Raw genomic sequence first — 14,268 nt, 5'->3', positions numbered from 1 at the left:
GGGAGCAATGCATTTCTCATCAACAGATTGGGGCTAACGATGAAAGCAGTGAACCAGTTAATCAAAGAGATCAATGAACTCAAGTCCAACCTGCATGAAAAAGACTTCCTGCTGACCTGGGAGCAGACCCCTCAGGAGCTGGCGCTGGTGCTCAAACTGGCCGAGGCCCTCAAGGGACTGCGCGCCGAAAATATCGCCACCAAGCTGTTCAATACCGGTCTTGGCATCTCGGTGTTTCGTGACAACTCCACCCGTACCCGTTTCTCCTACGCCTCCGCCCTCAACCTGCTCGGCCTGACCCAGCAGGATCTGGATGAAGGCAAGTCCCAGATTGCCCACGGCGAGACCGTCCGTGAAACCGCCAACATGATCTCCTTCTGCGCCGATGCCATCGGCATTCGCGACGACATGTACCTGGGGGCCGGCAACGCCTACATGCGTGAAGTGGGCGCCGCGCTTGACGAAGGGTTCGAGAAGGGAGTGCTGCCCCAGCGCCCGGCGCTGGTCAACCTGCAGTGCGACATTGATCACCCGACCCAGTCCATGGCTGATCTCGCCTGGTTGCAGGAGCACTTCGGCAGCCTGGAGAACCTCAAGGGCAAGAAGATTGCCATGACCTGGGCTTACTCGCCGAGCTACGGCAAACCGCTCTCCGTGCCGCAGGGCATCATCGGTCTGATGACCCGCTTTGGCATGGACGTGACCCTGGCCCACCCGGAAGGGTATGACCTGATCCCGGACGTGATCGAGGTGGCAAAGGAGAATGCCAAGGCCTCCGGTGGCAGCTTCCGTCAGGTTACTTCCATGGAAGAGGCGTTCAAGGATGCCGACATCGTCTATCCCAAGTCCTGGGCGCCCTATCAGGTGATGGAGCAGCGCACCGAGCTGCTGCGGGCCAACGATCACGCTGGCCTGAAAGAGCTGGAGCAGCATTGCCTGGCGCAGAACGCCAAGCACAAGGATTGGCACTGCACCGAAGAGATGATGGCCCTCACCAAGGGGGGCGAGGCGCTCTATATGCACTGCCTGCCGGCGGATATTTCCGGTGTCTCCTGCAAGGAAGGGGAAGTAACCGAAGGAGTATTCGAGAAATACCGGATCGCCACTTATAAAGAGGCGAGCTGGAAGCCCTATATTATTGCCGCCATGATTGTCGCCCGTAAATTCTCGGCACCGGGCGCCGCCCTCGAAGGCTTGATAAAAGAGGCGCAAAAACGCGTCAAATAATGGCCTGGCCGGGCGGGAAATAAGTCCCGCCCGGCCGTCGTCATCACGCAATTATTGTCACGGGTTCTCTCCCCGGGGCGCTTTTCACTCGATGATCCCCGGCGAGATGACTCTTTGCGAGGTATTCATGTCCCAATTTTCCCTGAAGATGGAGATTGCCGATAACCGTTTCTTTACCGGTGAGTCGCTGCCCCTGTTTTCCCGTGCAGAGGCGCAAAAGGCCCGCGCCTTTCATAAAAAACTGGCCGGTTATGAGCCCACCCCCCTGTGCGATCTGAAGGCGCTCGCTGGCTATATCGGGGTGAAGAACATCCTGGTGAAGGATGAGTCCAAACGTTTTGGCCTCAACGCCTTCAAGATGCTGGGGGGCGTCTACGCCATCGCCAACCTGCTCTGTGAAAAATACGGGGTGGCGGTAGAGGATTTCACCTTCGATCTCATCAAGCGCACCATCAAGGAGCCGATGACCTTCGCCACCACCACCGACGGCAACCACGGTCGCGGCGTCGCCTGGGCCGCCAAGCAGGTGGGCCAGCATGCGGTGGTCTACATGCCCAAGGGCTCTGCGCAAGAGCGGGTGGACCACATTCTGGCGCTGGGGGCCGAGTGCATCGTCACCGACATGAACTACGACGACACCGTGCGCCTGACCATGAAGATGGCCGAGGAGCGCGGCTGGTACATCGTGCAGGACACCGCCTGGGAGGGCTATACCAAGATCCCGACCTGGATCATGCAGGGCTACGCCACCCTGGCCGACGAAGCGGTCGAGCAGATGCAGGCCATGGGCATCAAGCAGCCCACCCACGTGCTGCTGCAGGCCGGGGTCGGGGCGCTGGCGGGCGGCGTGCTCGGTTATCTGGTGGACTGCTTCGGGGCGAAGAACCTGCACAGTATCGTGGTCGAGCCGGATCAGGCCGACTGCATCTACCGCTCCGGCGTGGCGGGGGAGATGGTCAACGTGGGGGGCGACATGCGTACCATCATGGCCGGTCTCGCCTGCGGCGAACCCAATCCCCTCGGCTGGCCGGTGCTTCGCGGCTGCACCACCCAGTTCATCTCCTGTCACGACAAGGTATCGGCGCTCGGCATGCGCGTGCTCGGCAACCCCCTTGGCGATGATCCCCGCATCATCTCCGGCGAATCCGGTTCGGTCGGCACCGGCGTGCTGGCGGCGGTGCGCCACCACCCGGATCGCGCGGCGCTGATGGCCCGGCTGGGGCTGGATGAGCAGTCGGTGGTGCTGGTGATCAACACCGAAGGAGACACCGACGTGGCCCATTACCGGGAAGTGGTGTGGGAAGGCAAGCACCCTGCCTGCGACTAGGCACGAATTGAAACAGGATGGTGCCCGGCGGGTGCCATGACGAGTAGCGGGCGGGAGGCGTACTCCCGCACCCCAGGTTGGTTATGGAGAGACACAATGAGCAAGCAAATTCCGTTTGAAATGGTGTTGGAGAAGGCCTACCAGTACAAGGCCGAGATGACTCAGTTCCTGCGCGACATGATCGCCATCCCGAGTGAGAGCTGCGATGAAGAGCGCGTCGTGCTGCGCATCAAGCAGGAAATGGAAAAAGTCGGCTTTGACAAGGTCGAGATCGACCCCATGGGCAACGTGCTGGGCTATATTGGCCACGGCCCGCACCTGATCGCCATGGATGCCCACATCGATACCGTGGGGGTCGGCAACATGGCCAACTGGACCTTCGACCCCTATGAGGGGATGGAAGATCACGAGATCATCGGCGGTCGCGGTGCCTCCGATCAGGAAGGGGGCATGGCCTCCATGGTCTACGCCGGCAAGATCATCAAGGATCTGGGACTGGAAGACGAGTACACCCTGCTGGTGACCGGCACCGTGCAGGAGGAGGATTGCGACGGCCTCTGCTGGCAGTACATCATCGAGCAGAGCAAGATCCGCCCCGAGTTCGTGGTCAGTACCGAACCGACCGACTGCCAGATCTACCGTGGCCAGCGTGGCCGCATGGAGATCCGCGTCGAGGTGCAGGGGGTCAGCTGCCACGGCTCCGCGCCGGAGCGCGGTGACAACGCCATCTTCAAGATGGGCCCGATCCTCGGCGAATTGCAGGAACTCAGCCACAACCTCGGCAACGACGACTTCCTCGGCAAGGGCACCCTGACCGTCTCCGAGATCTTCTTCACTTCGCCAAGCCGCTGCGCCGTGGCGGACAGCTGCGCCGTCTCCATCGACCGTCGTCTCACCTGGGGCGAGACCTGGCAAGGGGCGCTCGACGAGATCCGCGCCCTGCCTGCGGTGCAAGCCGCCGGCGCCGAGGTCTCCATGTACCAGTACGATCGTCCGGCCTACACCGGTCTGGTCTACCCGACCGAGTGCTACTTCCCGACCTGGAAGGTGGAAGAGGATCACATCACGGTCAAAACCCTCTCCAAGGCGTACACCCAGTTGTTCAACAAGGCGCCGGTGGTGGACAAGTGGACCTTCTCGACCAATGGGGTCTCCATCATGGGTCGTCACGGGATCCCGGTCATCGGCTTTGGCCCGGGCAAAGAGCCGGAAGCCCACGCGCCGAACGAGAAAACCTGGAAGGAGCATCTGGTCAAGTGTGCCGCCATGTACGCGGTGATCCCCATGCTCTATCTGGCCGAGCTGGACAAGTAAGGGGGCTGCCGAGCGGTGACTACCATCACCGCTCGGCTGTTGCATGTGAGGCAAGTGCCCCGTCTTTCGCAGGCGGGGCCTTGCTGTTTGACGCGATCGGATGTGCGAGGTGGTGGGGATGAAACGGCTGATCAAACACGGTGTGCTGGTCGATGCGCAGGGTGAATATCGTCAGGATCTGCTGATCGAGAACGGGGTGATCCTTGAGCGCGCCGCCGCTATCGAGCCCGATAGCGAGACCGAGCTGATCGATGCCAGCGGCTGCTACGTGATGCCGGGTGGCATCGACGTCCACACCCACTTCAACATCGATGTCGGGATTGCCCGCAGTTGCGATGATTTTTTCAGCGGAACCCGTGCCGCCGCCTGTGGTGGCACCACCACCATCGTCGATCACATGGGATTTGGCCCGGCGGGCTGCAACCTGCATCACCAGCTGACCCGCTATCACGACTACGCCGCCGATCAGGCCGTGGTCGATTACAGCTTTCACGGCGTTGTTCAGCATGTGGATGACGCCATCCTCCACGAAATGACCGCCATGGTGCAGGAGGAGGGGATCAGCAGCTTCAAGCTCTATCTCACCTACCAGTACAAGCTGGGTGATCACGACGTGCTGCGAGCCCTGGCTCGCCTCAAGGAGGTGGGGGCGCTTGCCACCGTCCACCCCGAGAACGACGCCGCCATCGCGGCGCGCCGGGCGGCTCTGCTCGCCGCCGGCCACTGTGAGCCCTGGTATCACCCGCAAAGCCGCCCATTGGAGTGCGAGGCCGAGGCGGTGGCCCGGATGATCAATCTGGCGGGGCTGGCTGGGAATGCGCCGCTCTATATCGTCCATCTCTCCAACGGCTTGGGGCTGGAGTATCTGAAACTGGCGCGCCGCCAGGGCCAGCCGGTCTGGGTAGAGACCTGTCCGCAATATCTGCTGCTCGATGAGCAGTGTTATTACAAGGAGAACGGGGTCGACTATCTGCTCAGTCCGCCGCTGCGTGGGCGTAGCGAGCAGGACAAGCTGTGGGTCGGCATCGCTGCGGGCGACATCGACACGGTGGCGACCGATCACTGCAACTTCTCCCACGCCCAGCGCATGACCCTGTCAGGCGGCGATTTCAGCCGCTGCCCCAACGGCTTGCCCGGGGTCGAAAACCGGATGCTGCTGCTGTTTGCGCACGGGGTGCTGGGGGGGCGCATCTCGCCGTCGCGCTTGGTGGCGCTCACCAGCGCCAACCCGGCGCGCCTGTTTGGCCTCTGGCCGCGCAAGGGCAACCTGCAACTTGGGTCTGACGCCGATCTGGTGCTGATGGATCCCCGTGGCGAGACCCTGATCCGTCACGCCGCGCTTCACGACAACGGCGACTACAGCCCCTACGAGGGGATGCATTGCCCCGGCCGGATCAGGATGACCCTGAGTCGCGGTGAGACAGTGGCCCGCGACGGCGAGTTTCTGGGGCGCCGTGGCTATGGCCGCTTTCTGGCCAGAGCGCCCTTTGACCCGGCGTTGGCGCCGGATCTGCACTCGCCTTGCCCCGTGGTGGCAGGCTGACAATCCGTTCGAAACAGGCTGACCCGCAAGCTTATGTGCACAACTAAAGGTGGGCCGGTATCGCGCCGGCTTGTCCCCTCACTGGAGATAACAAGATGAAACAGCGAATCGTACTGGCCCTTGGCGGCAATGCACTGGGCAACAACCTGCCCGAGCAGATGAAGGCGGTGCAGAGCACGGCGGGCACCATTGCTGACCTGATCGCCCAGGGACACGAGGTGGTGGTGACCCACGGCAACGGCCCGCAGGTGGGGATGATCCAGCAGGCGTTCGAGGTGGCGGCCCGCCACGACCCCAAGGCGCCTCATCTGCCCATGTCGGTCTGCGTGGCTCTGAGTCAGGGCTACATCGGCTATGACCTGCAAAACGCCCTGCGCGAGGCCCTGCTTGAGCGCGGCATTCACAAGCCGGTGGCTACCCTGGTGACCCAGGTTGAGGTGGATAAAAACGATCCCGCCTTCCTTGACCCGAGCAAGCCCATCGGCGGCTTCTTGAGCAAGGAGGAGGCCGAGGCGTTGATGGCCAAGGGCGAGCGGCTCAAAGAGGACGCCGGCCGCGGCTATCGCCGGGTGGTGGCATCCCCCAAACCCGTCGATATCATCGAGAAAGAGACCGTCTCTGCCATGCTGGCCGCCGGCCAGGTGGTGATCACCGTCGGGGGTGGCGGCATTCCGGTGCTGCGGGAGGGCAACCACCTGCGTGGTGCCAGCGCGGTGATCGACAAGGATTGGGCCAGTGCCAGGCTGGCGGAGCTCATCGATGCCGACATGCTGATCATCCTCACCGCGGTAGAGAAGGTTGCCATCAACTTCGGCAAGCCCGATGTGCAGTGGCTGGATCAGCTGAGCGTGGCCGATGCCAACAGCTTTATTGCACAGGGGCAGTTTGCCAAGGGTTCTATGCTGCCCAAGGTGGAGGCTGCGCTCTCGTTCGCGACGTCCATGGCGGGGCGCAAATCCCTGATCACCCTGCTGGAGAAGGCGGCTGACGGCATTGCCGGCAAGACCGGCACACTGATCAGCCTGTAGCCTCGCCTTTGATGGTTGCAAACAGGGGGGCCCAAGGCCCCCTTTTTGTTTGTCGGAGTCAGGGATTGGCAGAGGGAAAGCATGGGCCGGCCAGCTCTATCCGCGGTGGGCAGGGGAACGGCAGAGGAGTAAGATGGCGCCCCGAATGGCGGACGCACCGGCCGCCGCAGCAACAAGGCAGCACAATGAATAGCAAGTTGAACATGGCGGCGTTGGGGGGATTGGTCCTGCTCACCGCCATCTGGAGTTACAGCTGGATCGTGATGAAGCAGGTGATGCTCTACGCGGGGGCGTTCGAGTTTACCGCCCTGCGCTGCCTGTGCGGATCCCTGGTGTTGCTGCTGGTGCAGTGCCTGCGCGGACGCCAATACCTTACACCCACCCCGTTTCGCTATACCCTCGCCATCGCCCTGTTCCAGACCTGCGGCATGGTGGGGTTGGCCCAGTGGGCGCTGATCAGCGGCGGGGCGGGCAAGGTGGCCATTCTGAGCTATACCATGCCGTTCTGGGTGGTGATCTTCGCGGCGCTCTTTTTGGGTGAGCGGATGCGCAAGCTGCACTATCTGGCGGTCGGGGTGGCCGCCTGCGGCCTGCTGTTGGTGATCGAGCCCTGGCAACTGCACCTGGATTCCATGAAGAGCGCGCTGCTGGGCATTGCCTCCGGCATCTGCTGGGGGATCAGCGCCATCATCGCCAAGCGGATGTATGCCCGCCACCCCGGGGTGGATCTGATGTCCCTCACCACCTGGCAGATGATCTACGCCACCCTGGTGATGGCACTGGTGGCGGCGCTGGTGCCGGAGCGACCCATCGACTGGCAGCCCTATGTGTTTGGTGCGCTCGCCTACAGCGCCATCTTCGCCACGGCGCTGGCCTGGAGCCTCTGGCTGTTCGTGCTGAAAAAGCTGCCGGCGGGGATCGCCGGGCTCAGCACCCTGGCGGTGCCGGTGAGCGGCGTGCTGCTCTCCTGGTGGCTGCTCGGTGAAAACCCGGGGCCGGTGGAGGGCAGCGGCATCGGCCTGATCGTATTGGCGCTTATCGTCATCAGCCGCAAGGGCAAGCGTTCCGTGGTGTCGGTGGCGGGGGAGACCCGGGTCAAGCAGGGCTAAGCCGATTGCCGGCAAAGAGATAAAAAGGGCCCGCCATCAAGGCGGGCCCTTCTTGCTTCTGTGCTGGCTTATCTGCGCTGGGCCAGATGCATCATGGCCTCTAGCACGGCGCCGCCGATCGCCCGCGCCTTGTCAGAGACGGTAGTGGGATCGGCCCGCTCGCCTCTGGGGTCGATATCACCGATCTTGAAGCCGACGGTGACCTCGATGCCATCGCTGAGCAGCCCCCGCACCATGCCGGAGAGCGGCGCTATGATGGGGGCGTCCCCCACGTGGGCGATGACATCCCCCTCCTGCACCAGATCGCCGAGCTTGATCAGGCTCTTCATCACCCCGGCGACGGGGGCGCGCACCACCCGGCGGGCGGAGTGCCCCTCGATCACCCCGGGAATGCCGGTATTGGGCTGGGCAGGGCCCTGATAGATGACCCGCCCCAGATGGTGGCCACGATTGGTCTCAATGACCGCATCGCAGTCGCGCCCTGCCTCGAAACCCGGGCCAAGGGCCACCGTGATGGGGGCCATCTCCCTGTGAGTGCCGAGATTCTGCTTGGCGAGGATGGCATCCACCAGATAGCGGGGCTTAAGCTCGGCGAGGGTGGCGCACTCGGGGTCAACCAGTAGCGGTATGACGCCCCGATCCAGCTGCTCGAACGCCTGCTCGACGCTCTCGACCCGCTTGGCTCGCACTCCTTCGACGCTGGTCTCGTCGTCGAACATCCCCTGGGCGAAGGCGACGGTGCGGCGGATCACAGTGGGCTTGTCGAGATCCAGCATCACCACCTTGAAGCCGGCATGGTAGAGGCGCAGCGCCACCCCGGTGGCGATATCGCCGGAGCCGCGCATCACCACCAGCTGATCCCGCTTAAGGCGTACGTCATCCTGCATCAGGCCCCCCGCTTTACCGTTTTTCACCTGCAGCAGCTCGGCGAGGATGCTGATGGCGATCTCCTCGGGGGTTTCGGCACCTATGTTGTAGCCGATGGGGGCGTGCAGCCGCTGCAGTTGGGCCTGACTCACCCCTTGCTGGCGCAGGGCCTGGGTGAAGGTCTGTACCTTGCGCTTGCTGGCAAGCAGCCCCAGGTAGGCGAGGGGACGGTTGATGAGCCTCTCCAGCGCCTCCTTGTCCTGATGGTTGGTGGCGATGATGACGAAGTTGGCGGGCTCGATGGCAAGCGCCTCGATCACCGCGCTGATGGTGTCGGCCTGCTGCAGATGGGTGCCGGCCGGGAAGCGATCGGGGCTGAGGCTCCCCTCGAAGCAATCCCCTACATGGATATCAAAGCCGAGCGGCGCCGCAGCATGGGCCAGTGCCCGGTTGACGTGGCCGGCGCCGATCAATACCAGGCGGGGGCGCAGGCCGTACACGTCGATATAGACCGACATGGCACCGCCGCAATCCGAGCCCACCGCATGCTCACCGTTGCGGGCCATCCGGCCGTGGAAGATGCGCGGCTTGCGCTCGGCAATGGCGGCCACGGCTTCTTCGATCACCAGCCGCTCTATCATGCCGCCGCCTATGGTGCCGAGGATCCGGCCATCGGCCATCACCAGCATCTGGGCTTGATGGCGCGGGGTTGAGCCCCGACTCTCGATGATCTGGGCCATGGCAAAGGGGGTGTTCTCCTGCTCCAGTCGGGCAGCGTGTGCAAACAGATTCATAAGGTACCTCGTATCATCCTTAACGGGTCAGCGACTGCGCGGCTTCGGGGGCAGGCCGACAGCAAACATGGTGAATGGCGCCGGGTTCACGCACGGCCCCCTGCCAGATGGCGTGGAGCTCGGGGTGGCGTTGCAGCAGGTTTATCAGGGCGGGCAGCCACTGCTGCTCATTTTGATAATCGCCATTGATAAACCAGATCCGTCGCGCCCCGGGCGGGGTACCCTTGAACGCCCCCTCGGGGTGGGCGATGAGCCGGTCAAACAGGGCCCAGTCGAGCCGTTCACCGGCCGCAATCCCGCACAGGGCCTGGAACTCGGCCCAGCGGTGGATCTGCGCCGGGTCGGCGCTGGCTCCCACCATGGCGCCGCCCATCAGGGCGATCACCCAATCACTATGCTGAGGAATGCAAGGTTCGTGCAAAGCGGGCGCTTTCAATAACTTGTGATGGGCGCCGTCCGCCTCCACCAGGATGATGTCGAAGCGTTGCTGCCCCTTGAGCAGATCGATCTGCTGAGGGCTCGGCCCCACCGCCTTGCCGCTGGCCCGATCGAGGTAGCTGAACAGCACCAGCTGCATCGGCTCATCGGGCAGCGCCTGGCAGCGGGTCAGCTGCCGGATGGGGTCGGCCTCGATCAGCAGGGTACGCCGAGGGGAGGGGGCGGGCAGAAACATCCGGGTGCTGGTGGTGAGCAGCACCTTCTTGCCCTGTTGATGGAAATAGTCGGCCAGCCAGAAGAGGGTGCTGGTTTTCCCCCCGGCGCCGCAAAGACTAATTAAAGTGGTACGCCCATCAATATTTTCGGTGAGCGGGTTTAATACACTCTCGATATTTGGCGAGGTGAGCAGAATGGGAGATGAAATAGCCATGGCAACGACCGATGAAAATAGAGGCGCGGTCAGTGAGAAGCACTGGCATTCGCTCGAGCGGTGCGACTGCCTAATTACGGCGGCCGGGCTCTCATCACGAATGGGCGCGTGGAAATTGATGCTACCGTATCGCCAGAGCACGATTCTTGATGAGAGTCTCAAAAATGCCCTGGTGCTGTGTGACCGGGTCATTCTGGTGGTGGGGCATCGCGCCGATGAGCTGATCAGTCGCTACGCTAATCACCCCCGTATCCGGCTGGTGCACAACCATGATTATGCACAGGGGCTTGGCAGCTCCATCCGTGCGGGGCTCGCCGCCTGTAGCAGCGAACACCTCTTCGTGAGCCACGGCGATCTGCCCTGCATCCCCCCCGAGGTGTACCGCTCGCTCTGGCAGGCGCGGGGGGACGAGACCCTCTTTCCCTCTCATCAGGGGGAGGTGGGCCACCCCGTGCTGTTGCCCAGAACCCTTGCCACCGCGCTGGCGGCGGCACCGGCACAGGGTTCGGTGCGCCGTTGGCTGCTGGCGCACCCCCACCGATTCATCGAGGTGCAAAGCGCCGCCATCCTGCAGGATGTGGACACCCCGGAGCGCTATCAGGCGCTGCTGGCAAACGAAGCATTCGAGCGCTGAACGGGTCGGCTGGCAGGGGCTTGCCCGGCCTTGCTTTGCATATTTATCCCCTTGTCTAACCCGTTATCAGGGGCTGACAGCGGCCGTTATCATCCTGGCCGGCCTGATAATGGCGCTGGCCTCGCTCTTTATCAAACTGATAGCGCGCCGCGCCAAAGTGAGATCATTTTCAGCAACGAGGGCGGTGTTTCCATTATTTAAATTCGGTGTTGATAGCCACTCTCATTGTCGAAACTGGTATCGGCTTTCGATGTTTTATTAATTGGAGGTGCCTCACGTTTTTATGGCTGAAAAATAAAAAGATCCGGCGCTGGCCTGATTGTTGCTCTTGTCAGTTTCAAGGGGCTTTTTATGCGTGGTTGTGGATGGGCCCCATTTATTCACCCTGTCAATGAGCAGTGCCGCTGCAAGGAGATCAACATGGGCGATATTATGCGACCCGTTCCCTTCAAGAACCTTCTGGTCCGTATCTTCTCGGAATATAAAGCGAGTCAATCCATCTTCGGCATTCCCGCCGCGCAATTCTATCGCAAGCAGGACGAGCGCAAGATCAAGGTGTTCGGTGAAACCTGCGAGACTCCCATCGGCCCGGCAGCCGGCCCCCATACCCAGCTGGCCCAGAACATCGTCACCTCCTGGCTGACCGGCGGGCGCTTTATCGAGCTCAAGACGGTGCAGATCCTGGACCGTCTCGAACTGGAAAAGCCCTGCATCGATGCCGAAGACGAGTGCTTCAACACCGAGTGGTCCACCGAGTTCACCCTGCCCAAGGCGTTTGACGAGTACCTGAAAGCCTGGTTTGCCCTCTATCTGCTGGAGGAGGTGTTCGACCCGCGCCTCGACGGGGAGGCCAAGTCCTTCATCTTCAACATGAGCGTGGGGTACAACCTTGACGGCATCAAACAGCCGCCGATGCAGCAGTTCATCCACAGCCTGATGGATGCAAGTAGCAGTCCGAAATTTGCCGAATACCAGCAGGTGGTACGTGACCTCGTGGCCGACGAGCAGTTTATCGCCGAGTTGGGACTGGGGGCGCGCCGCGATCGCCTGCAACAGCTGGTGGAGCGCATTCCGGCCAATCTGGTGCACGGCGTCACCCTCTCCACCATGCACGGCTGCCCGCCCAACGAAATCGAGGCCATCTGCCGCTACATGCTGGAAGAGAAGGGACTCAACACCTTCGTCAAATTGAACCCGACCCTGCTGGGTTACCCGCGGGTGCGCGAGATCCTCGACACCTGTGGCTTTGATTACATTGGTCTGAGCGAAGCGTCGTTCGATCACGACCTCAAGCTGGATCAGGCCAAGGCGATGCTGACCCGCTTGATGGCGCTGGGGGCCGAGAAGGGGCTCACCTTTGGGGTGAAACTCACCAATACCCTCGGCACCATCAACCGCAAAGGGGCGCTGCCGGGGGATGAGATGTACATGTCCGGCCGGGCGCTGTTCCCGCTCTCCATCAACGTGGCGGCCGTGCTGTCCCGAGCCTTCGATGGCAAGCTGCCCATCTCCTACTCGGGCGGTGCCAGCAAGTTCAACATCAGCGATATCTTCGAGACCGGCATTCGTCCCATCACCATGGCCACCGACCTGCTCAAACCGGGCGGCTACCTGCGCCAGATCGAGTGCCTCAAGGAGATCGACGCTTCCGACAGTTGGGGCATGAGTCAGGTCGATGTCGAGAAGCTGGAGGCCCTGGCCGCCAAGGCGCTCACCATGGATTACACCCAGAAGGAGTGGAAGTCCGAGGATCGCATCGAAGTGGGGGGCGGCCTGCCGCTGACCGACTGCTACGTGGCGCCCTGCGTCACCGCCTGCGCCGTGCATCAGGATATTCCCGAGTATATTCGCCTGATGGGCGAGGGGGAGTATGTGGCAGCCCTTGAGCTGATTTATCAGCGCAACGCCTTGCCCGCCATCACCGGCCATATCTGTGATCACCAGTGTCAGTACAACTGTACCCGTCTCGACTACGACAGCCCGCTCAATATCCGTGAGCTCAAGAAGGTCGCACTGGAGCGTGGCTGGGAAGGGTACAAGGCACGCTGGCACAAGCCGGCAGGCAGCGGTGACAAGCATCCGGTGGCGGTGATTGGCGCCGGCCCGGCCGGTCTCTCCGCCGGTTACTTCCTGGCCCGCGCCGGCCACCCGGTCACCGTGTTCGAGCGCGAAGCGGATGCCGGTGGGGTGGTCAAACACATCATTCCCGAGTTCCGCATTCCGGCCGAGCTGATCCAGCACGACATCGACTTTGTCGCCGCTCACGGGGTCAAGTTCGAGTTCGGTTGCGATCCGGCGCTCACCGTCGACAAGCTGCATGCCCAGGGATTTACCTATGTCTTCGTCGGCATCGGCGCTGACAAGAATGGCGGTATGCGCCTCGAGGGGGGACACGAGCGGATTTACAAGTCTTTTAACTTCCTGCGCAGCTTCAATCAAGGCAAGCCGCTGCCGTTGGGCCGCCATGTGGCTGTGGTTGGTGCCGGCAACACCGCCATGGACTGCGCCCGCGCCGCCCTCAAGGTGCCCGGTGTCAGCGATGTGACCGTGATCTACCGTCGCAGCGAAAAAGAGATGCCCGCCTATCGCGAGGAGTATCTGGAAGCGGTGGAGGATGGGGTGCGTTTTTGCTTCCTCACCAATCCGGAGCGTTTTGACAAAGATGGCAAGCTTGTCGTGCGGATGATGGCGCTGGGGGATCCTGACGAGCAGGGCCGCCGTCGTCCGGTACCCACCGAGCAGACCGAAGTGATGCAGATGGATGCGCTGATCACCGCCATTGGCGAACAGCCTGATTGCGAGGTATTGAAAGCCATGGGCATTCCCCTTGGCAGCGATGGCTGGCCCGAGGTGGATGGCCAGACCGGCGAAACCAGCCGTCGCAACGTCTTCCTCATCGGTGACGTGCAAAGCGGCCCATCTTCCATCGTCGGTGCCATCGGTGGTGCCCGCCGCGCCGCGGATCTGGTGCTCTCTCGCGAGCATATCGCCAGCCAGCAGCGTGACGTGGCCACCCAACCGTCGGGCAAGGATGAGATCTACCGCCGCAAGGGAAACATCGCCGTCACCCTGGTCGACAAGGGCGAGCGGGAGGCCTTCGTGGCGCAAGAGGCGCACCGTTGCCTCGAGTGCAACTACCTCTGCAGCAAGTGCGTGGATGTCTGCCCCAACCGGGCCAACGTCGCCATCGCTGTGCCGGGCTTTAAAGACCAGTTCCAGACCCTGCACCTGGATGCCTACTGCAACGAATGTGGCAACTGCGCCCAGTTCTGCCCGTGGCAGGGCAAGCCCTATCAGGACAAGGTCACCATCTTCAGCCTGCCAGAGGACTTCGACAACAGCCGCAACCCCGGTTTCTATCTGGCTGACGGTGGCGAACTGCGGGTGCGTCAGGGTGGCGAGACCTATCGCCTGACCATAGACGCCCAGAGCCGGATCAAGGATGCGCCAGCAGCCCTTGGCGACATGTGCCGCATCATCAGCCATGTCCATGCCCATCACCACTACCTGCTGGGGGCCGTCGAGGCCTGAGCGAACCACGAATAAGCGAAGGAGCC

The 14,268-nt window shown here is 62.4% G+C and carries 10 protein-coding genes; 8 read left to right on the top strand and 2 right to left on the bottom strand.

Annotated elements, in window-relative coordinates; genetic code table 11:
* Window positions 1-39: 39 nt before the first annotated feature.
* The 6 genes from ygeW to OKC29_RS02915 all read left to right on the top strand — a co-directional run bounded on the left by ygeW (window position 40) and on the right by OKC29_RS02915 (window position 7,548).
* Window positions 40-1,227, top strand: coding sequence for a knotted carbamoyltransferase YgeW (ygeW, locus tag OKC29_RS02940; RefSeq protein WP_073350415.1), 1,188 nt, complete (start codon window positions 40-42; stop codon window positions 1,225-1,227).
* Between the two features lie 127 nt (window positions 1,228-1,354).
* Complete coding sequence (gene dpaL, locus OKC29_RS02935) at window positions 1,355-2,554, top strand: diaminopropionate ammonia-lyase (protein ID WP_073350413.1); 1,200 nt, start codon at window positions 1,355-1,357, stop codon at window positions 2,552-2,554.
* Between the two features lie 96 nt (window positions 2,555-2,650).
* Complete coding sequence (locus tag OKC29_RS02930; protein WP_005301172.1) at window positions 2,651-3,868, top strand: YgeY family selenium metabolism-linked hydrolase; 1,218 nt, start codon at window positions 2,651-2,653, stop codon at window positions 3,866-3,868.
* Window positions 3,869-3,986: 118 nt separating this feature from the next.
* Window positions 3,987-5,411, top strand: a complete 1,425-nt coding sequence (gene hydA, locus OKC29_RS02925) for a dihydropyrimidinase (protein ID WP_043123142.1) — start codon at window positions 3,987-3,989, stop codon at window positions 5,409-5,411.
* A 95-nt stretch (window positions 5,412-5,506) separates the two neighbouring features.
* Window positions 5,507-6,439 carry a carbamate kinase gene (gene arcC, locus OKC29_RS02920; RefSeq protein ID WP_043123139.1) on the top strand — a complete coding sequence of 311 codons (933 nt, stop codon included), beginning with the start codon at window positions 5,507-5,509 and terminating at the stop codon, window positions 6,437-6,439.
* 185 nt (window positions 6,440-6,624) lie between these two features.
* Window positions 6,625-7,548, top strand: coding sequence for a DMT family transporter (locus OKC29_RS02915; protein WP_043123135.1), 924 nt, complete (start codon window positions 6,625-6,627; stop codon window positions 7,546-7,548).
* 68 nt (window positions 7,549-7,616) lie between these two features.
* On the opposite strand, the gene yqeB is transcribed toward OKC29_RS02915, so the two are convergent.
* Entirely contained in the window at window positions 7,617-9,209 is a 1,593-nt protein-coding gene (yqeB, locus tag OKC29_RS02910; RefSeq protein ID WP_073350412.1) for a selenium-dependent molybdenum cofactor biosynthesis protein YqeB, read from the bottom strand.
* A gap of 19 nt (window positions 9,210-9,228) precedes the next feature.
* Entirely contained in the window at window positions 9,229-10,077 is an 849-nt protein-coding gene (gene yqeC, locus OKC29_RS02905; protein ID WP_073350410.1) for a selenium cofactor biosynthesis protein YqeC, read from the bottom strand.
* Between yqeC and mocA the strand changes: the two genes are divergently transcribed.
* Together mocA and ygfK are read left to right on the top strand one after the other, a co-directional pair.
* The gene (gene mocA / locus OKC29_RS02900; protein WP_073350408.1) at window positions 10,058-10,711 is read left to right on the top strand and encodes a molybdenum cofactor cytidylyltransferase; all 654 of its coding nucleotides are present in this window, start codon (window positions 10,058-10,060) and stop codon (window positions 10,709-10,711) included. The genes yqeC and mocA overlap by 20 nt on opposite strands.
* A 420-nt stretch (window positions 10,712-11,131) precedes the next feature.
* Window positions 11,132-14,242: a putative selenate reductase subunit YgfK gene (ygfK, locus tag OKC29_RS02895; RefSeq protein WP_073350406.1), complete on the top strand. Its 3,111-nt coding sequence runs from the start codon at window positions 11,132-11,134 to the stop codon at window positions 14,240-14,242.
* Window positions 14,243-14,268 lie beyond the last annotated feature (26 nt).

The sequence above is a fragment of the Aeromonas sp. QDB34 genome, from assembly GCF_027705405.1.
GTDB classification, from domain to species: Bacteria; Pseudomonadota; Gammaproteobacteria; order Enterobacterales; family Aeromonadaceae; genus Aeromonas; species Aeromonas hydrophila.
Note: the sequence above shows the minus strand (reverse complement) of the source record. Positions and strands in the feature narration are given on the sequence as shown.